Here is an 18,666-nt window from a genome sequence, read left to right on the forward strand (position 1 = left end):
CGGCCGCTGCCAGTCCTGCCGCTCCGGCACCGATGACGATCACCGCCTCGTCGGATCCTTTCGACCTAGGGACGATGGGCATCGTTTCGCTTGTCGTTGCCGCCATTCGGTCGAGATTCCCTTCTAGCTGCGCCATGGGGACCCGTCCTGTATGGCACGTCCTATATGGCACAGGGGCGATATGATCGATAATGAGGTCGCGTCAATGCGACTGATTCGAGGCCTCGGGGGCAGGCCTCTGTTTATCATCGGCACGCGGAAGCTCGACCATGCCCTCCTTGCGTATCTTTCTCGACAGACTGCTGGAGGGCGCCGCAGCCAAGGTGCCGCGCCAGGATTTGACGCATGTCGAGCGGCTGGCGCTGGTCCGCCGGCACGGCGACTTCTCGCTGGCCTATTCGACCGCCGTGCAGCAGAAACTCTCTTATTTCGGCGACACTGACGGCTACATCGCCTTCGGCACCAAGATGAAGCACCATTTCGCGCTCGGCGATCCGGTGGCCGATCCGCCCGATCGACCGGATTACATCAGGCGCTTTGTCGAAGCTGCCGACAGCCCGTGGTTCGTGCAGATCGGCCAGCCGACGGCGCGCGTGCTGTCCGGGCTCGGCTACCAGGTCAACCGCCTCGGCATCGACACGCGGCTGGAGCTTCCGGCGCACAACTTTTCCGGCAAGCGCAACGAAACCGTGCGCTATTCCGAACGCTGGCTGTTGAAGAAGGGGTTTTCCTTTGGCGAGGGAGCGGTCTACCTCGACGAGGTTCAGCGCCTGTCGCAGAACTGGCGGGCCGACCGCATCGTCAAGCGCTGGGAGATGGCCTTCCTCAACCGCCCCTTTTCCGATCATCTCGGCATCGATATGCGCCGTTTCGTGCTCTACAGCCCGGAAGGCGAGCTCGTCGCCTTGCTCGATTTCGATCCGCTGTTCAGGGACGGCAAGGTGATCGGCTATACCACCTCGTTCAAGCGCAAGCACATCGATGCCTCGCCGCATGCCGAGATCGGGCTGACCAAATTCGCCGTCGACCGCTTTCGCGGCGAGGGCATTTCCGTCGTCACGCTCGGCCTGTCGCCCATGCTCGACGTCGCGGCCAATGAATTTGCCGAATCGAGCTTCTGGCGCAACGCCTTCGAGCGCGCCTATGAATCGCCCTGGGTCAACCGCAGCAAGTTCAACCTCAAGGGTCAGGCGGCGTTCAAGCGCCGCTTCCACGGCGTCGAGGAGCCGACCTACATCGCCTTTCGCAAGGGCACGCTGGTCGAGATGCTGGGGCTGCTGCGCCTGATCAAGGCGGTTTAGCAAGATCCGTGGCGGCCCGCCCGGCCGATCTGCCCTCGGCAAAACGTAGATTTGACCGGCGCCATAGGCGATTGCCCAGGGCCGAGGGGTCAGTTGCGCAGCCGGTAGCCGGTCCTGAATATCCAGGCGACGATGGTTATGCAGATGGCCAGGAACACCACGGTCATGCCGAGGCTGACGCCGACCGAGACGTCCGATTTGCCATAAAAGCTCCAGCGGAAGCCGCTGATCAGGTAGACGACCGGATTGAACAGCGTCACCGTGCGCCAGGCCTCGGGCAGCATGTTGATCGAATAGAAGCTGCCGCCGAGGAAGGTCAGCGGCGTGATGATCAACAGCGGCACCAGCTGCAATTGCTCAAAACTTTTCGCCCAGATACCGATAATGAAGCCGAACAGGCTGAAGGTCACCGCCGTCAGCACCAGGAAGGCGAGCATCCAGAACGGGTGCTCGATGTGGAGCGGCACGAACAGCGAGGCCGTCGCCAGGATGATCAGCCCGAGGATGATCGACTTGGTCGCGGCGCCGCCGACATAGGCGATGACGATCTCCAGATAGGACACCGGCGCCGACAGAAGCTCGTAGATCGAGCCGACGAATTTCGGGAAATAGATGGCGAAGGAGGCGTTGGAGATAGACTGCGTCAACAGCGACAGCATGATCAGGCCGGGCACGATGAAGGCGCCGTAGCTGATGCCGTCGATCTCGGTGATGCGCGAACCGATGGCCGATCCGAAGACGACGAAATAGAGCGATGTCGAAATCACCGGCGAGACGATGCTCTGCAGCACTGTGCGCAGCGCACGCGCCATCTCGACCCGGTAGATCGCCCATACCGCGCGCCAATTCATGGCTCTTGCCTCAGCAGATTGACGAAGATCTCCTCGAGCGAAGAGTTTTGCGTGTCCATGTCGCGGAACTGGATGTCGCCGGCCTCGAGCTCGCGCAGCAGCGAGGCGACGCCGGGACGTTCGCTCTGATTGTCATAGGTGTAGGTCAACTGCCCGCCATCCGGCGACAGCTCCAGCGCATAGCGCGACAGCGACTGCGGGATGGCGGCGAGCGGGCTGCGCAGCTCCAGCATCAGCCGCTTGCGGCCAAGCTTGCGCATCAGCTCGGCCTTGCCCTCGACCAGGATGATCTCGCCTTTGTTGATGACGCCGACGCGGTCGGCCATCGCCTCGGCCTCTTCGATGTAATGCGTGGTGAGGATGATGGTGACGCCGTCGTCGCGCAGCCGGCGCACCATCGCCCACATGTCCTGGCGCAGCTCGACATCGACGCCGGCGGTCGGCTCATCGAGGAACAGCACGCGCGGCTCATGTGACAGCGCCTTGGCGATCATCAGCCGGCGCTTCATGCCGCCCGACAGCGTGATCGCCTTGGCGTCCTTCTTGTCCCACAGTGAGAGGTCACGCAGCACTTTTTCGACGAAGCCCGGATTGGGCGCCTTGCCGAACAGGCCGCGGCTGTAATTGACCGTCGCCCAGACGCTCTCGAAGGCGTCGATGGTCAGTTCCTGCGGCACCAGCCCGATCAGGCTGCGCGCGGCGCGGTAATCCTTGCCGATGTCGTGGCCATCAACGGTAACGGTACCCGACGAGCGGTTGACGATGCCGCAGACGATCGAGATCAGCGTCGTCTTGCCGGCGCCGTTCGGCCCCAGCAGCGCGAAGATCTCGCCCCGTTCGATGCCGAGGTTGATTTCCTTCAACGCCTTGAAGCCGGTGGCGTAGGTCTTGGTGACGCCGGAAATCGAAATGATGGAGGGCGAATTCGTGGAAGACATGAGGCGGGGAACGACTGCTTGAAAGGGATTTTTATTGCGCTGAATGTCGGTGCGCACGGCCGGAAGTCAATGCCGCTGCTGACAAATGTGGACAAACGTTCCCTTTTCGTCGTTGCGCCAAGATGTAGCCGGGGGGCGCTGACGGTTTTGGCCCGATCTGCTGCGACAACGCGCCCCGCGTGGCGCCACGCCGCTTTGACCGGGCTGGGCTTCCGCCCTATTGTTCAACCACAAACAGCAGCCGGAGCCCGCCATGGACCCGCTCATCCTGTCGCGAATGCAGTTCGGGGCGAACATCTCGTTCCACATCCTGTTTCCGACGATCACGATTGCGCTTGGCTGGGTGCTGCTGTTCTTCAAGCTGCGATACAACGCCACCGGCGACTCCGCCTGGATGCGCGCCTATTTCACCTGGGTGAAGGTGTTCGCGCTGTCCTTCGCCATGGGGGTCGTCTCAGGCGTCACCATGAGCTTTCAGTTCGGCACCAACTGGCCGGGCTATATGGAAACGGTCGGCAACATCGCCGGGCCGCTGCTCGCTTACGAGATCCTCACCGCCTTCTTCCTTGAGGCGGCCTTCCTCGGCATCATGCTGTTCGGGTTCCGCCGCGTCTCGAACCGTGTCCACACGCTGGCCACCGTGCTGGTTGCCGGCGGCACCACCTTGTCCGCCTTCTGGATCATCGCGCTCAATTCCTGGATGCAGACGCCGGCCGGGTTCGAGATGATCGACGGCAAGGCGCATCCCGTCGACTGGTGGGCGATCGTCTTCAATCCGTCCATGCCCTACCGGCTGGTCCATATGCTGATCGCCTCGGGGCTCACCGTCTCGTTCCTGATCGCCGGCCTGTCGGCGCTGCGCTATCTCAGCGGCGACCGGTCGGAATCGATGTGGAAGGCGCTGCGCACCGGCGTCTTCACCGCCGCCATCCTGATCCCGGTCCAGATCCTTGCCGGCGACCAGCATGGGCTGAACACGCTGGAGCACCAGCCGCAGAAGATCGCCGCCATGGAGGCCAACTGGAACACCGGCCCCAACGTGCCGCTGGTGCTGTTCGCCTGGCCGGATGAGGCGACGAAGGAAAACAGGTTCGAGGTCGCCATTCCCGATGGCGCCAGTGTTGTGCTGCGGCACTCGACCAGCGGCATCGTGCCGGGGCTGAACGACTATCCCGGCCTCCACCCGCCGGTCCTCCCGTTGTTCTGGGGCTTTCGCATCATGGTCGGCACCGGCATCTTGATGCTCGTCGTCTCCTGGTCGGCAACCTTCTTCCTCAGGCGCCGCCACAGCTTGCCGAGGCCGCTGGCCATGCTGATGGTGCCAATGGCGCTGTCGGGCTGGCTGGCGACGCTCGCCGGCTGGTACACGACCGAGATCGGCCGCCAGCCCTGGCTGGTGACGGGCGTGTTGAAGACGGCCGATGCCGTCGGCCCGGTTGCCGGCAGCCATGTCGCGCTGACGCTTGCCGTCTATCTCATCCTCTATCTGCTTTTGCTGATCGCCTATCTCGGCGTGCTGGTGCACCTGGCGTTGAAGGCGGCCAAGGATGGCGACACCTCGCCGCTGCCCGGCGTGATGAAGACGGCCATGTCGCAACCGGCCGCTGGGGAGTGAGGATGTTTACATTAAAGGTCGGCGCTGCCCCTCACCTGCCTGCCGGCATCCTCTCCCCGTATAGGGACGGGGAGAGGGGCGCTGTCGTCGCCGGTTTCGCCAATCGTCAGGGTTGCAGGAAGGGAGCCGCCATCGCGGCCAGCCCCCTTCTCCCCGTCCCTATACGGGGAGAAGTGCCCGGCAGGGCGATGAGGGGCGGCGCCAACCTCGAAAACCCATCTTCAGCCAAGAAAACCACATACGCCAGGAGAGTGACATGAGCTTCGAATGGCCAACCGCGCTCCCCCTCATCTTCGCCGGGCTGATGGGCCTCGCCATCCTGATCTATGTCATCCTCGACGGTTTCGATCTCGGCATCGGCATCCTGTTCGCGGTCGCCGAGGACGCCGAGCAGGACACGATGATCGCAGCCATCGGCCCGTTCTGGGACGCCAACGAGACCTGGCTGGTGCTGGCTGTCGGCCTGCTTTTGGTCGCCTTCCCGATGGCGCATGGCGTCATCCTCACCGCGCTCTATCTGCCGGTCTTCGTGCTTTTGGTCGGCCTCATCCTGCGCGGCGTTGCCTTCGATTTCCGCGCCAAGGTGCCGGCAGGCAAGAAGCATCGCTGGAACCGCATCTTCTTCCTCGGCTCCATCATCGCCTCGCTGGCGCAAGGCTATATGCTCGGCGTGTACGTGCTTGGCCTCGATGTCGGCCTTGGCGGCATCGCCTTCGGCGCGCTGGTGGCGCTCTGCCTGTCGGCGGCCTATGCAGCGATGGGCGCCGCCTGGGTGATCTACAAGACCGAAGGCGAGTTGCAGAAGAAGGCGGTGGCCTGGCTGCGCACGGCGCTTGTGCTGACCGCGCTCGGCATGGCCGCGGTATCACTGGCCACGCCCTTCGCCAGCCCGCGCATCTTCGCCAAATGGTTCGACTGGCCCGAAATGCTCTATCTGTCGCCGCTGCCGATCCTGTCGGCGCTGCTGTTCCTGTGGCTGTGGCGGCAGACCTTCCATCTGCCCAAGCAAGACGACCGCCATGCGCTCCGGCCGTTCCTGACGCTGGCCGCCATCTTCGCCCTCGGCTTTGCCGGGCTGGCCTGGTCGTTCTACCCCTTCGTGGTGCCCGACAGGCTGACCATCTGGCAGGCGGCGTCGGCGACCGAAAGCCTCGCCGTGATACTGGCCGGCGTCGTCGTCGTGCTGCCGATCATCATCTTCTATTCGTTCTACGCGTATCGCGTGTTCGGCGGGAAGGCGACGGATCTGACGTATGATTGAGGGGTGAGGGCGTTGGCGAAGAGGTCGGCAAAAACCCTCGCGACTTCGTCATCCTAGGGCGAAGCAAGGAGCGAAGCGACGCAGCGCAGACCCTAGGATCCATGCCGTGACGTTGGTCGTAGAGTGCAACGGATCAGAATGGCGCTTGTGCGCGCACCGACCCTTGTTACCCTGAGCCATGACCGGCTATGTCTACATGACCGCAAGCCAGAAACGCGGCACGATTTACATCGGCGTCACCAATGACCTTGGCCGCCGAATGCCAGAGCACAAATCCGGCCAGGGTGCAGGCTTCACCAGCCGCTACGGCGTACAGCGGCTGGTCTGGTACGAGGAATTCTTCGACATCACCGATGCCATCCAGCGCGAGAAGTCACTGAAGCGGTGGCCAAGACAGTGGAAGATCGACCTGATCGAAAAGGCCAATCCCGAATGGTTTGAGCTCTTCCGTGGGACAGGCTGGTAGCCGCCCGGTTTTTTGCACCGCTGGAGCACTGCACGGCGGGCGCGGCATGGATCCTAGGGTCTCCGCGACGTCGCTTCGCGACTGCTCCGCCCTAGGATGACGAAGGGTGGGAGGGCATCGCCGCCCACCTGCCGCAGCTCCTCCACCCCTCAGCTCTTGCTCCCCGCCAACACCAGCACCGGCTTGTCGCTGTACAGCGCCGGGAACAGCGACTTCAAATTCGCCACCTTGGGCAGGTCGTTGTAGACGATGTAGGGGTAGGTCGGGTTCAGCGTCAGGAAGTCCTGGTGATATTCCTCGGCCGGGTAGAAGGTTTTCCCCGTCTCCAGCGTGGTGACGATGGGTTTCGAAAACACCTTGGCCTGGTCGAGCTGGGCGATGTAGCTCTGGGCGATCTTCTGCTGTTCGCCATTCTCGGCAAAGATGGTCGAGCGGTACTGGGTGCCCGAGTCTGGGCCCTGGTAGTTCAGCTGCGTCGGGTTGTGCGCGACCGAGAAATAGACCTGCAGCAGCTGGCCATAGGTCACCTTGGACGGATCGTAGGTGATCTCGACCGATTCGGCATGGCCGGTGCGGCCGCTGCCCACCGTTTCGTAGACGGCGTCATCCTTGGCGCCGCCAGTGTAGCCGGAGACGGCCTTGGTCACGCCCTTGACGTGCTGGAAGACGCCCTGCACGCCCCAGAAACAGCCACCGGCGAAAACAGCCTTCTCGCTGCCGCTGGCGGCCTTTTCGTCCATTGCCGGCGGCGGGATCACCACCGCGTCCTCGGCCGATTGGGCCGGGCTCTGCCAAAAGGCGGCCGCCGCCCCGGCAACGATGAGCGCCGCAAGAGCGCTTTTGGTGAAGATCGGCGTTCTCGTCTTTTCCATGCCGGTCATGTCTGATCTCCCTTGATGGTGTTTCCGACTATACGACAGATTGTCGTGTCGGGTTTCTCAAATTGCCGTGCGTGGCCCGGCCGCCTGGCGGCCGGGCCAGTGCTCAAGCCTTATTGCGCGGGCGCCATCGCGTCCGCAGGTTTCATGGCGTCCGCAGGCTTCATGGCGTCGGCCGGCGCCATCGCATCGGCGGGCTTCATCGCGTCGGTCGCGGGCTTCATGGCGTCCGTTGCCGGCTTCATCGCCTCGGTGGCCATCGGGTCTGGCGCCATCGCATCCGCAGGCTTCATGGCGTCCGTTGCAGGCTTCATCGCCTCGGTAGCCATCGCATCGGCCGGCTTCATGGCATTGGTCGTATCCTCGGCGCGGGCGCCTGCGGCAAAAGCCGTCATCGAAAGCGCAAAGGCGAGCGCGGTAAGGGTCTTGGTCATGCTGGTATTCCTTCTCAGGGGTTGTGGCGCGCATATGCGGGCCGGTGATGCGCAGCCGTCTGCGGCGTTGCGTGGGGAAAATCAGTCGGCGGCCGCGGCCAGGATCGGCCCGCCGCCCGGCGTCTGCACCAGCACCGCGGTGCTGAGCCCTGCGCTCGGCGCCGGCAGCTTCAGCGTCGCCGCCTCGCCGTTCCAGCTGCCGAGCTTCGTCAGCGAGTGCACGACATTGGCATGCGGCAGCGTGTGGCCGGTGTTTTCGCCGCGCGCCACCGGCACCTCGATGACGCCCTTGTTGTAACGAACCAGCCAGACATCGGCCTTGCCGCCCGGAGCGGAACCGGCGCCGATCGCGATCTTGCCACCATCGAGCGACAGCGACGGACCCTTGGTGCCACCGCTCGAGGAAATCAGTTGCTCGATCTCGCCGGGTGCAGCGCCCACGGCGTCGGCACCGCCATTGACCACCACCTGCGGCGTGAACGGGCCCGAGCGGCCGAGCGACGGCTCATAGCGCACCTGGCGCTGGGTAAACTCCTCGCGGCCGAAAGTATCCTTCCAGCCGAGATAGTCCCAGTAGGTGACGTTGAACGACAGCGCGAGAACGCCCGGCTTGTCCTTGACCTTGATCAGATTGGCATTGGCCGGCGGGCAGGACGAGCAGCCCTGGCTGGTGAACAATTCGACCACGGTGAGCGGCTGGGCGAAGGCGGTGCCCATCGACGACAACAGCGATGCTGCAAGGAGGCCGGACAAGGCGATAAGTTTTCTGGACATGGCTTGCTCCGTGGGGCGCTGGGATGCGCCGGTCATCACTCACTTCGCCGTGTCCGGAGGCTTCGTTACATCGCTCACCGGTTTGTGATGTGGACTGGAGGCCGACGGGACAGCGCCCCCCTCTGTCCTGCCGGACATCTCCCCCACACGGGGGGAGATCAAGCGCTCCGACGCCTCTCCAATCTTCAACGTTGCAGGGGTGGGACGAGGGGCGAAGCTGCAATCTCCCCCCTTGCGGGGGATATGGCCGGCAGGCCAGAGGGGGGTGTGCAGGATCGCGGCGTAAGAGTTCCACGCGACCGTGTGGCGCCATCCCCACCCCGCTTGCCCCTCAACCCCGCCCCTGCTAAAGGCCGCGCCATGAGCACGCCCCTCGACCACATCCGCAATTTCTCCATCGTCGCCCATATCGACCATGGCAAATCGACCCTTGCCGACCGCCTGATCCAGCTGACCGGCGGGCTGGAGCTGCGCGACATGAAGGAGCAGGTGCTGGACTCGATGGACATCGAGCGCGAGCGCGGCATCACCATCAAGGCGCAGACGGTCAGGCTGAAATACCGCGCCAACAATGGCGACGATTACATCCTCAACCTTATCGACACGCCCGGACACGTCGACTTCGCCTATGAAGTGTCGCGGTCGCTGGCCGCCTGCGAGGGTTCGCTGCTGGTGGTCGACGCCTCACAGGGCGTCGAGGCGCAGACGCTGGCCAATGTCTACCAGGCCATCGACAACAACCACGAGATCGTCGTGGTGCTGAACAAGGTCGACCTGCCGGCCGCGGAGCCCGAGCGCATCCGCGAACAGGTCGAGGAGGTCATCGGCATCGATGCCTCCAACGCCGTGCTGATCTCGGCCAAGACCGGCCTCGGCATTCCCGATGTGCTCGAGGCCATCGTCCACCAGTTGCCGCCGCCACGCGAGGGCGACGCCTCAGCACCCCTGAAGGCCATGCTGGTCGACAGCTGGTACGACGCCTACCTCGGCGTCATCGTGCTGGTCCGCATCATCGACGGCGTGCTGAAAAAGGGCCAGACCATCCGTATGATGGGCACCGGCGCCAGATATCTGGTCGAGCGCACCGGCGTCTTCACCCCCGCCCGCATCAATGTCGACGAGCTCGGTCCTGGCGAGTTCGGCTTCTTCACCGGCTCGATCAAGGAAGTGGCCGACACCCGCGTCGGCGACACCATCACCGAGGACAAGCGCCAGACGGCCAACGCTTTGCCCGGCTTCAAGCCGGCGCAGCCGGTGGTTTTCTGCGGCCTGTTCCCGGTCGACGCCGCCGATTTCGAGGACCTGCGCGCCGCCGTCGGCAAGCTGCGCCTGAACGACGCCAGCTTCTCCTATGAAATGGAGACGTCAGCCGCGCTCGGCTTCGGCTATCGCTGCGGCTTCCTTGGCTTGCTGCATCTCGAGATCATCCAGGAGCGGCTGGAGCGCGAATTCAACCTCGACCTGATCGCCACCGCGCCATCCGTCGTCTACCGGCTGCTGCTCAATGACGGCTCGATGAAGGAACTGCACAACCCCGCCGACATGCCCGACGTGGTCAAGATCTCGGCCATCGAGGAGCCGTGGATCCGCGCCACCATCCTGACGCCCGACGACTATCTCGGCGGCATCCTGAAACTCTGCCAGGACCGGCGCGGCATCCAGGCCGACCTCTCCTATGTCGGCAAGCGCGCCATGCTGACCTACGACCTGCCGCTCAACGAAGTCGTCTTCGATTTCTACGACCGGCTGAAATCGATCTCCAAGGGCTACGCCTCGTTCGACTACCACCTCACCGACTACAAGGAAGGCGACCTGGTGAAGATGTCGATCCTGGTCAATGAGGAGCCGGTCGACGCGCTGTCGATGCTGGTGCACCGCACGGCGGCGGAAAAGCGCGGCCGCCAGATGTGCGAGAAGCTGAAGGAGCTGATCCCGCACCACCTCTTCAAGATCCCGATCCAGGCCGCGATCGGCGGCAAGGTCATCGCCCGCGAAACCATCTCGGCGCTGCGCAAGGACGTCACCGCCAAGTGCTACGGCGGCGACGTGTCTCGCAAACGCAAGCTGCTCGACAAGCAGAAAGAGGGCAAGAAGCGGATGCGCCAATTCGGGAAGGTGGATATCCCGCAGGAGGCGTTTATCCAGGCGCTTAAGATGGGGGATTGAGAAGCCGGTTGGCGCGCATAGCGCCAAGTCATCGATCCAGTGAATCGATGACAGCCTTCGAAAGCGGGGGAGCTGCCGGCAGGCAGCGGGGCCCCCCGCCAGCGCGGCGCTGAAGCTGCGCGGTGGAAGTATGAACTACGCTATGCCGACCACCTATTTCGAGCGGCGCCAAGCTGGTAGTCGACTCCAGTCATCCGAATGCGCCAATTTAGCATATCGGAACTAACCTGAAAAAAATGGATGGCGGCATCATTACTCATCCCATCGAGACGAATTTTGATTAGTATTGGTCGGGGAAGGAGCAGCGTCCCAGCCATCCAATCAGCCTCATCTTCCTGATCCTGATCATACGTTGCGGGTATAAGATGACCATCGTCGGTTATACCAGCCGACGTAAGTTCATGACCAAGCATAATGTGCGAAAGCTCGTGCATCACCACGCTATTTATTCGATAGTCAGTTTGTGACGAATTGTATACTATAAGATGATTAGTGTTTATTCGCAGAGTAAAGGCGGACCAGCTATCAGCGTCTTTGACAGTTAATTGCTCAAGGTCTGCGCTGGATATATTGCGTACATCTCGCTCTCGCCAAACGGTAACTCCAAGTGCGCTAGCAAGTTTGGTAGCGGGAAACGGATCGGTCGGCTGCAGACCGTGCGTTTTGCGGAGCTCCACAGCTCTACGTTCGCATTGCGATTTGAAGCCGCGTTTTAGCAATTTAAAAACCTTCCGCGTCGGGTCGCTCGGCGAACTGCTTGCTGGCTAGTTCTATTAAACGGGCAAGCGACTGAGCAGTAGATGGCGACATAGTCTTCTTCTTCTTAAAAACGATTTGTAAGCCACCAATTCCGGTAAATTTGGCTGGGTCTTGCCCAATCCAGGCACAAACTTTCTCAATTGTACCCAAGTCGGGGATATGCCCCCGCTCTATCCGAGACAGCGTTGTAGGGCTGATCCCGATTTCTGCCGCCGCCGCTCGCACCCCCATGCTCCCCTTTTTCTTTTGGACGAGGCCGGCCAGTTCCTCGATTTTCATGTCGCGCTCCAAGTGTGTTTTTTGTTGGTATTAGTGTGCCAGGGACTGGACAGAACCCTTTTTGCAGGCTAGCCGTACCAGTCAGTGAAACACTTCTAGAGTGAATCACCAGTGATTCTGCGGGTCAAGCTCCGAAGGGTCACATTTTCGAAACTTCGTGAACGCTCGGCGATGCTGGGCCCAAAAGAAAGGAACTTTCGATGTACCGTTTCAAAATCAAGGACGCCGCGAATGGCCAGTATCGCGTTCAGTTTGTGTACGGAAGCCAGGTGATGGTCTGGTCGGAGAATTACGCCACCAAGGCCAGCGCCCAGAACTGCATCAACTCGGTCAAGATCAATGCGCTCAATGCTCCGATCGTGGATACGACCATCGGAGAATCGGCGACCGGCAGTCGTATCGAAATCCTGCTGTCCACGAACAAGCAGTATTTCATCCGGTTCAAGGCGCCGAATGGCGAAACGCTGGTGTGGTCGGAAGAGTATACGGCGAAGCACAATGCCAAGAGCTGCGCCGAGGCCGTCAAATACAACGCCGGGAACGCCCCCGTGGACGACGAGACGTCTTCGAAAGTCGCCTAGTTGCCGCAAAATACCCGGTGCCGTTTGGCACCGGGGCAACCATCCAGATACGGAGATATGAAATGACCAAACGCAACCAGCACGTCGTGCCCCACTCAGATGGATGGGCGGTGAAAGGTGCGGGAGCGCAACGCGCATCGTCCGTGCACGAAACTCAGAAGGCAGCAATCGACGCTGGGCGCCTCGTCGCTCGTAACCAAGGCACCGAGCTGCTCGTCCATGGCCGAAACGGCCAAATCCGTGAGCGCGATTCGCACGGGCACGACCCACATCCACCCAAAGGCTAAGGAGGCCGTTATGGGAATTTCGTTCAAATACAAAGGCCGATCGTTTTCGTCAGCTCGTTCGATGATGCAAGTTGTCCAACGGGATATCGCTGCCGGAATCGAACGCAACATAAGAAACGCGGCCATGTCAGCGGGCGCCAAAACCAAGAAAACTGCGCAAGGGCTAGAGATAAGTGGCTCAGCGACCCAGTTGGATCGATTCCGCCGCCGGCTCGAAAAATGACTGCTTCAAGATAGGAGGGCGCGTTTAGTCCGAACGCGCCCTCCGTCAGGAGCATTGCACGCATAGACACTTCTCGTTTTACTCCCTCAAAACAGCGCATTGGAGAGCGCTCCGCCTTGGCGTATCTTTTGTCTCGGCTTGGGGAGACATCATGCGCACCATCCTCGACACCGTCGCCTCTCTCGGCCTCGCCATAGGAGGTGCCTTCGGCCTGGCCGGCACTTTCGTATCCAGCGCCCCGCTGCGCGAAACGCTGTGGGCGATCGACGGCGTGGCGCTCGTGGTGGCGACCGCGCTGCTGACCATGAAATACCAGCGGCTCGGCAATGACCTTGTTGCGGCCGGGTTCCTCACGTTCCTCGCCGGCGAGAGCGTGCTTTTGGCCGGCAATGCGGCGGGGCTGGAGGCCAGCGTTCCCTCCTATGTCGCGGGCATCTCGCTGTGGGCTGCGGCGCTCGCCCTGATCGGCGCGGCGAACACTTTTGCGCTGTGGATGCGGCTCACCGGCCTCGTCGCCGCCATCCTGTTTGTGGTGACGGTGGCCATGGTGCTGTGGGGTGCGCCCTTGCTGCCGACCTCGGCGCCGCTGCCCGCCGCCGGCTATCCGTTCCTGGTGCTGACTTTTGCCGGCTGGATCTGGACCTTGCTGAGGGGCTAGGCTGGCGAAAAATGTCCGCGCCGCTCGAACTCCGCAACAGCGCCACCGGAAAAATTTTCCCGGCCATCGGGCCGGTGCTGATCGGCGTGATCTTCGGTTTCGGCGCGCTGCGCGGACTGGCGGCGGGCGCCGCTGGCGGGCATGTGCTGGTCATCGCGCTGGTTGGGGCGGGTTGTCTGGGGCTCGGCTATGTCATCGCGCGCGGTGCTTTCGACACGTCGGTCAAGGTCATTCTGGACAGCCACGGCTTCCGCGATGCTCGCGCCGGCGACGTGCTGGTTCCGTGGGAAACGGTGAAGAGCGTGCACCTCACCTCTGGCAAGGGTTCGGCGATGCTCAATTTCGAGCTGACCGGGGAGCCGCCCGACGAAATCAAATACGCGCCTGCCAATGCGCTTGACCTGGTACTGCCCTTCGGCAGGAACATCGTGCACATGGAAATCTCCTCGCTCAACGTGCGCGGCCAGGACATGGTCGAAGCCATAAAGAAATTCGCGCCGCATGTGGTGGTGAGGCGCTGATACTTCCTTCTCACTCAGGCAAGAAGGAAGAACCGCTCCGCCGCCGATGCTCAACACTCGGAAACCACCGAAATGTCCACGCCGATAGAACTCCGCAACAGTCCCACCAACAAATTCAGTTCCGTCGCCGGGTCGTTGTTGATGGCGGCGATCTTCGGCTTCTACACGCTGAAGGGGCCGGCCAACGGCGCCGACGGCGGGCGGGTGTTGTTGGTGGCGCTGCTGGCGCTGGGCTTCCTCGGGCTCGCCGGCTACAGCGCGCGCGGCGCCTTCGACACCCGGGTCAAGGTGGTGCTCGACGAAAACGGCTTCCGCGATCGCCGCCTCGGCGACGTGCTGGTGCCATGGGACCAGGTGGTGAGCGTGCACCTCTCCTCCCCCGGCAAGGGCTCGGGAATGGTCAATTTCGAACTGACCGGCGAGCCGCCCGACGAGATCAAATACGCATCGGCCAATGCGCTGAACCGGATCCTGCCCTTCGGCAGGAACATCGTGCACATGGAGATCAACTCGCTCGACATGAGCGGCCAGGACGTTATCGAGGCGGTGAGAAAATTCGCGCCGCAGGTGGTCGTGAGGTACTAATCTCCCCCCTTGAGGGGGAGATGTCGCCGAAGGCGACAGAGGGGGTCGCCGCGCGTGGAGCGCTAACCCCCTTCTACGGCAAAGTACGTCGAGCCCGGTCGTCCCGACCCCCTCTGGCCTGCCGGCCATCTCCCCCTCGAGGGGGGAGATTACGCTCCGCCTCGCGCCGTCTCTCAGCTCATGCTCTAGTTCCCCTCTCCGATTCGGAAACCACCACCATGCTCCGCCTCACCCTTGCCGCCTTCCTCCTCGCCACCCCGGCGCATGCCGCCGACATGGCGTTCTTCGTCAAGAACCTGCGCAGCCAGGCTGTCGCGGTGGAGTTGTTCAGCCGTGACCGCAAGATGTCGTGGCCGGGCGGCGAGCAGGTGTTTCTGATCGAGCCGAACTCGCAGAAATCGGTACCGATCTCTTGCAATCAGGGCGAAAACATCTGCTACGGCGCCTGGGTGAACGGCAACGATGCGATTTCAGCGGGGGTAGGGCCGGACAATGACCAGCCGTGCGATACCTGCTGTTTCATCTGCGTGGAGAAGACGACGGAGACGATCGATCTGGTGGAGTGAGGAACTAGTCTCCCCCCTCGAGGGGGAGATGTCGCCGACAGGCGACAGAGGGGGTCGGTTCGACCGGGCTCGGCCTCATTGCCGTAGGAGAGGGCCAGCGCTCCACGCGCGGCGACCCCCTCTGGCCTGCCGGCCATCTCCCCCTCAAGGGGGGAGATCAGCCGCTCCGGCGAGCTTGACGCCGTTCCCGCCGCCGCCCTAGCCTCTTGTCACCCACCACGAGGAGAGCTCCATGGCAGGCACGGTCGAAGGCGAAAAGATCGACGTTTCCTTCAACGGCAAGCGCTGCATCCATTCGCGCAATTGCGTGCTCGGCAACCCGCATGTCTTCGTGCCCAACGCGCCTGGCCAATGGATCCACCCCGGGGCGGCTGATGTCGAGCAGGTTGTGGCCCTGGCCGAAAACTGTCCGTCCGGCGCCATCGGCTATCTGAGGAAGGATGGCGGGCCGCAGGAGAGGCCGCCGGTGGTCAACACCGTGCGGCTGCGCGAGAACGGGCCATTGGCCGTCCATGCCGAGATCGTGCTCGGCGGCGAGACCTTCTTTCGCGCCACGCTCTGCCGCTGCGGCGCCTCGCAGAACAAGCCTTTCTGCGACAACGGCCACATCAAGGCCGGCTTCACCGCCACCGGCGAGCCGCCGCTGACGGAGGCGCCGGCGACGCTGGAGGCGCGCAATGGCCCGCTGACCATAACGCCAACCACCAACGGGCCATTGAAGGTCGAAGGCAATGCCGAGATCGTCACCGGCACCGGCCACACGATCGACCGCACCACCCGCACCTTTCTGTGCCGCTGCGGCCACTCGGCCAACAAGCCGTTTTGCGACGGATCGCATAAACGGGTTGGGTTTGTGGGGTAGCTGGCGATTGCCTGATCTCCCCCCGTGTGGGGGAGATCAGCAGCTGCGCCGCCGGCCCACCTCCGCCAATCCCCCCAAATTCAGTCAGGCGTTACCCTTCAATGTCACCCCGCATCATGCCATGCTCGCCTCTCGGCCGAGGGGGCCGATTCTCAATCCGGGGAACGTCATGTCTTTCACGATCACGCGCTGCATTGTCGTTGCATTCTCGCTTGCCGGGCTGTTTGCGCCATCGGCCTATGCCGCCGACATCACCTTTGCCGTCAAGAACAGCCATCCCAACGCCATGCGCCTCGAACTTTACAGCCAGGACCGAGACTATGTCTGGCCCGGCAACGACAAGGACTTTTATCTCGACGATGGCGAGACCAAGCAGATCCCGATCTCGTGCAATGAAGGCGAGTCGATCTGCTACGGCGCCTGGGTCGACGGCGACGAGGAAACCTATTGGGGCGTCGGCCCCAACAACCAGGAGAAATGCGAGGACTGCTGCTACACCTGCAATGGCGGCGAGACGGAAGAGATTGAACTCGTGCCGTGAGGCACTGCGGCCGACGCTGCCAATCTCCCCCCAAGTGGGGGAGATGTCCGGCAGGACAGAGGGGGGCGCCGTAGAGCGCCAGCCTAGATAGCCACCCATGCCCCATACACCATTGCCGCCTCGACATCGTGCAAACGCCAGATCGATGCGCAGAGTCCTGACGTCAGCCGAGCTCAAGCTCTGGAACGAACTTCGCGCGCATCGACTGATGGGGCTTGGCTTCCGACGACAATTTCCCATTGCCGGCTACATTGTCGACTTCGCTTGCCCGGAGAAGAAGCTGGTCATCGAAGTCGATGGCTCGCAGCATGCGGACGTTGGCGCCGGCGATGAAACGCGGACAGCTCGACTCGAACAAGATGACTGGACCGTACTGCGGTTCTGGAATGACGACGTCATGCGCGACATCGACAATGTCTGCCAGCATATTGTGATTGCGGCTGGGCTTGGGGGCGCAGTTGACGGTGCTGAGCTGTAGGCTGGGAAAAGTCGGCGGGACAGCGCCCCCCTCTGTCCTGCCGGACATCTCCCCCACGAGGGGGGAGATCAGATGTCGCTTCGGCTTTCGCCAATCAACCTAACAACGCCCTTTGCCGCTTCGATCCGCCCGCCTTGCGCCAGGCGTTGAACCTGTGCGTTGCGGCCGCAAACGAGATCTTCATCTGCTGGGCGACCGAATAGCGCGACTTGCCTTCGTCGAACAGGCGGTAGCAGCACTCGACGCCCTCCTCGGTCAGCTTGCCGTCGGGCGCCTTGTTGTGCGGATTGGCGGGGTCGAATTTCTCGACCTGCTGTTCGACCAAGCCTTTCAGCCGCTGCAGGTCGGCCTCGATGCTGGCGATGAGATCAAGGACGGGTTTCGGGTCGAAGTGGTCGTGCGGCTTTGCCGTCATCTCATGAATACCTTTCGCTTTGCGTGTTGCCACCTATATAGGCGAACATTCGCTGATAATGAAGAGCGCGTACGGGCACCCGCGCTTCAACATTTCTTGACCGGCGATTGACCGGCGAGGCGTCAGCGCCTAGTTTAGAATAATTCTAAACTAGGGTGAATTTATCATGCTTTCCCGTGTCTTCGGTTTCGGCCGCCGTCCCTTCGAATCGCTGTCGGAACAGGAGATCCTGGCGCTGGCGATTTCGTCGGAGGAAGATGACGGGCGCATCTACCGCGCCTATGCCGAGGGACTGGCCGAAAGCTTTCCGCAATCGGCAAAAGTGTTCGAGGCGATGGCGCTCGAGGAAGACGGCCATCGCGATTCCCTCATCGAGCTTTACCGCAAGCGTTTCGGCGAGCGCATTCCGCTGCTGCGACGCGAGCATGTAAAGGGCTATTACGAGCGCAAGCCCGATTGGCTGGTGCGGCCGCTGGGCGTCGACCATGTTCGGCGGCAGGCCGAAGCCATGGAGCAGCAGGCCTATCGCTTCTATGTCGAGGCGGCCAAGCGCACCAGCGACGCTTCGACCCGAAAGCTGCTCGGCGAGCTGGCCGCTGCCGAACAGAGCCATGAGAATTCAGCGCATCGGCTGGAGCAGAAACTTGTGCCGGGCGCGGTGAAAGACGAGGAAGCCAGCGCCGAGCAGCGTCAGTTCATCCTGACCTATGTGCAGCCGGGGTTGGCCGGGCTGATGGACGGCTCGGTGTCGACGCTGGCGCCGATCTTTGCCGCCGCATTCGCCACGCATGACACCTGGCAGACGCTGCTGGTTGGCCTTGCCGCCTCGATCGGCGCCGGCATTTCGATGGGCTTCACCGAAGTCGCCTCCGACGACGGCAAATTGTCGGGCCGCGGCTCGCCGATCAAACGGGGGCTCACCGTCGGCATCATGACCACGCTGGGCGGCCTCGGCCACGCGCTGCCCTATCTCATCCCGCATTTCTGGACGGCGACGGCGGTGGCGGCTGTGGTGGTGTTCTTCGAACTGTGGACGATCGCCTTCGTCCAGAATCGCTACATGCAGACACCTTTCCTGCGCGCGGCGTTTCAGGTGGTGCTGGGTGGGGCGCTGGTGTTCGCGGCCGGGGTGCTGATCGGGAATGCATAGCTCCTCCCTCCCCCCTGTGGGCCTGTTGCGTTATTAGGCTTTGGACGCCTGGAGAGACGGCAGGGGCGCAGCGAAGT

At 62.6% G+C, this 18,666-nt stretch carries 24 protein-coding genes; 16 read left to right on the forward strand and 8 right to left on the reverse strand.

What is annotated here, in order from left to right; all coding sequences use genetic code 11:
- Positions 1-269 precede the first annotated feature (269 nt).
- On the forward strand, positions 270-1,301 hold the full coding sequence (locus ACWTU9_RS24640; protein WP_455860559.1) for a phosphatidylglycerol lysyltransferase domain-containing protein: 1,032 nt from the start codon (positions 270-272) through the stop codon (positions 1,299-1,301).
- Between the two features lie 89 nt (positions 1,302-1,390).
- Here the strand turns inward: ACWTU9_RS24640 and ACWTU9_RS24645 are convergent, their stop codons facing one another.
- Positions 1,391-2,152: an ABC transporter permease gene (locus ACWTU9_RS24645; RefSeq protein ID WP_455860560.1), complete on the reverse strand. Its 762-nt coding sequence runs from the start codon at positions 2,150-2,152 to the stop codon at positions 1,391-1,393.
- A complete protein-coding gene (locus ACWTU9_RS24650; RefSeq protein WP_455860561.1) occupies positions 2,149-3,090 on the reverse strand; it encodes an ABC transporter ATP-binding protein in 942 nt (313 codons plus the stop codon). The genes ACWTU9_RS24645 and ACWTU9_RS24650 overlap by 4 nt, the downstream gene beginning before the upstream one ends.
- Before the next feature lie 253 nt (positions 3,091-3,343).
- Between ACWTU9_RS24650 and ACWTU9_RS24655 the strand changes: the two genes are divergently transcribed.
- The 3 genes from ACWTU9_RS24655 to ACWTU9_RS24665 all read left to right on the forward strand — a co-directional run bounded on the left by ACWTU9_RS24655 (position 3,344) and on the right by ACWTU9_RS24665 (position 6,432).
- Positions 3,344-4,705, forward strand: a complete 1,362-nt coding sequence (locus ACWTU9_RS24655) for a cytochrome ubiquinol oxidase subunit I (RefSeq protein WP_455860562.1) — start codon at positions 3,344-3,346, stop codon at positions 4,703-4,705.
- 256 nt (positions 4,706-4,961) lie between these two features.
- On the forward strand, positions 4,962-5,966 hold the full coding sequence (locus ACWTU9_RS24660; RefSeq protein WP_455860563.1) for a cytochrome d ubiquinol oxidase subunit II: 1,005 nt from the start codon (positions 4,962-4,964) through the stop codon (positions 5,964-5,966).
- A 178-nt stretch (positions 5,967-6,144) separates the two neighbouring features.
- Complete coding sequence (locus ACWTU9_RS24665) at positions 6,145-6,432, forward strand: GIY-YIG nuclease family protein (RefSeq protein WP_454589496.1); 288 nt, start codon at positions 6,145-6,147, stop codon at positions 6,430-6,432.
- Between the two features lie 149 nt (positions 6,433-6,581).
- Here ACWTU9_RS24665 and msrA read toward each other — a convergent pair whose 3' ends face one another.
- The 3 genes from msrA to ACWTU9_RS24680 all read right to left on the reverse strand — a co-directional run bounded on the left by msrA (position 6,582) and on the right by ACWTU9_RS24680 (position 8,518).
- Positions 6,582-7,313, reverse strand: a complete 732-nt coding sequence (gene msrA, locus ACWTU9_RS24670; RefSeq protein ID WP_455860564.1) for a peptide-methionine (S)-S-oxide reductase MsrA — start codon at positions 7,311-7,313, stop codon at positions 6,582-6,584.
- Positions 7,314-7,423: 110 nt separating this feature from the next.
- Positions 7,424-7,744: a hypothetical protein gene (locus ACWTU9_RS24675; RefSeq protein WP_454589494.1), complete on the reverse strand. Its 321-nt coding sequence runs from the start codon at positions 7,742-7,744 to the stop codon at positions 7,424-7,426.
- Positions 7,745-7,825: 81 nt separating this feature from the next.
- The gene (locus ACWTU9_RS24680) at positions 7,826-8,518 is read right to left on the reverse strand and encodes a DUF1223 domain-containing protein (protein ID WP_455860565.1); all 693 of its coding nucleotides are present in this window, start codon (positions 8,516-8,518) and stop codon (positions 7,826-7,828) included.
- A 360-nt stretch (positions 8,519-8,878) separates the two neighbouring features.
- Between ACWTU9_RS24680 and lepA the strand changes: the two genes are divergently transcribed.
- Positions 8,879-10,684 carry a translation elongation factor 4 gene (lepA, locus tag ACWTU9_RS24685; RefSeq protein WP_455860566.1) on the forward strand — a complete coding sequence of 602 codons (1,806 nt, stop codon included), beginning with the start codon at positions 8,879-8,881 and terminating at the stop codon, positions 10,682-10,684.
- A 140-nt stretch (positions 10,685-10,824) separates the two neighbouring features.
- On the opposite strand, the gene ACWTU9_RS24690 is transcribed toward lepA, so the two are convergent.
- Positions 10,825-11,361: an ImmA/IrrE family metallo-endopeptidase gene (locus ACWTU9_RS24690; RefSeq protein ID WP_455860581.1), complete on the reverse strand. Its 537-nt coding sequence runs from the start codon at positions 11,359-11,361 to the stop codon at positions 10,825-10,827.
- Positions 11,362-11,404: 43 nt separating this feature from the next.
- The gene (locus tag ACWTU9_RS24695) at positions 11,405-11,722 is read right to left on the reverse strand and encodes a helix-turn-helix domain-containing protein (RefSeq protein ID WP_455860567.1); all 318 of its coding nucleotides are present in this window, start codon (positions 11,720-11,722) and stop codon (positions 11,405-11,407) included.
- A gap of 200 nt (positions 11,723-11,922) precedes the next feature.
- Here ACWTU9_RS24695 and ACWTU9_RS24700 point away from each other — a divergent pair, with 200 nt between their 5' ends.
- From ACWTU9_RS24700 to ACWTU9_RS24745, 10 genes are all read left to right on the forward strand, one after another.
- Positions 11,923-12,303, forward strand: coding sequence for a YegP family protein (locus ACWTU9_RS24700; RefSeq protein WP_455860568.1), 381 nt, complete (start codon positions 11,923-11,925; stop codon positions 12,301-12,303).
- Positions 12,304-12,365: 62 nt separating this feature from the next.
- Complete coding sequence (locus ACWTU9_RS24705) at positions 12,366-12,590, forward strand: DUF2188 domain-containing protein (protein ID WP_455860569.1); 225 nt, start codon at positions 12,366-12,368, stop codon at positions 12,588-12,590.
- Between the two features lie 10 nt (positions 12,591-12,600).
- Entirely contained in the window at positions 12,601-12,813 is a 213-nt protein-coding gene (locus ACWTU9_RS24710; RefSeq protein ID WP_455860570.1) for a hypothetical protein, read from the forward strand.
- Between the two features lie 151 nt (positions 12,814-12,964).
- Positions 12,965-13,471 carry a hypothetical protein gene (locus ACWTU9_RS24715; RefSeq protein ID WP_455860571.1) on the forward strand — a complete coding sequence of 169 codons (507 nt, stop codon included), beginning with the start codon at positions 12,965-12,967 and terminating at the stop codon, positions 13,469-13,471.
- A gap of 11 nt (positions 13,472-13,482) precedes the next feature.
- Positions 13,483-13,992 (forward strand): hypothetical protein, encoded by a 510-nt coding sequence (locus tag ACWTU9_RS24720; RefSeq protein ID WP_455860572.1) that lies wholly within the window; start codon positions 13,483-13,485, stop codon positions 13,990-13,992.
- A gap of 72 nt (positions 13,993-14,064) precedes the next feature.
- The gene (locus ACWTU9_RS24725; RefSeq protein WP_455860573.1) at positions 14,065-14,577 is read left to right on the forward strand and encodes a hypothetical protein; all 513 of its coding nucleotides are present in this window, start codon (positions 14,065-14,067) and stop codon (positions 14,575-14,577) included.
- 218 nt (positions 14,578-14,795) lie between these two features.
- Positions 14,796-15,143 carry a hypothetical protein gene (locus ACWTU9_RS24730; protein ID WP_455860574.1) on the forward strand — a complete coding sequence of 116 codons (348 nt, stop codon included), beginning with the start codon at positions 14,796-14,798 and terminating at the stop codon, positions 15,141-15,143.
- Positions 15,144-15,375: 232 nt separating this feature from the next.
- The gene (locus tag ACWTU9_RS24735) at positions 15,376-16,005 is read left to right on the forward strand and encodes a CDGSH iron-sulfur domain-containing protein (RefSeq protein WP_455860575.1); all 630 of its coding nucleotides are present in this window, start codon (positions 15,376-15,378) and stop codon (positions 16,003-16,005) included.
- Positions 16,006-16,174: 169 nt separating this feature from the next.
- On the forward strand, positions 16,175-16,546 hold the full coding sequence (locus ACWTU9_RS24740; RefSeq protein WP_455860576.1) for a hypothetical protein: 372 nt from the start codon (positions 16,175-16,177) through the stop codon (positions 16,544-16,546).
- A 97-nt stretch (positions 16,547-16,643) separates the two neighbouring features.
- Positions 16,644-17,024, forward strand: a complete 381-nt coding sequence (locus ACWTU9_RS24745; RefSeq protein ID WP_455860577.1) for an endonuclease domain-containing protein — start codon at positions 16,644-16,646, stop codon at positions 17,022-17,024.
- A gap of 94 nt (positions 17,025-17,118) precedes the next feature.
- Here ACWTU9_RS24745 and ACWTU9_RS24750 read toward each other — a convergent pair whose 3' ends face one another.
- Positions 17,119-17,439: a hypothetical protein gene (locus tag ACWTU9_RS24750; RefSeq protein WP_454575789.1), complete on the reverse strand. Its 321-nt coding sequence runs from the start codon at positions 17,437-17,439 to the stop codon at positions 17,119-17,121.
- 166 nt (positions 17,440-17,605) lie between these two features.
- Here ACWTU9_RS24750 and mbfA point away from each other — a divergent pair, with 166 nt between their 5' ends.
- A complete protein-coding gene (mbfA, locus tag ACWTU9_RS24755) occupies positions 17,606-18,589 on the forward strand; it encodes an iron exporter MbfA (protein ID WP_454575778.1) in 984 nt (327 codons plus the stop codon).
- Positions 18,590-18,666 lie beyond the last annotated feature (77 nt).

The sequence above is a fragment of the Mesorhizobium sp. 128a genome, assembly GCF_053848025.1.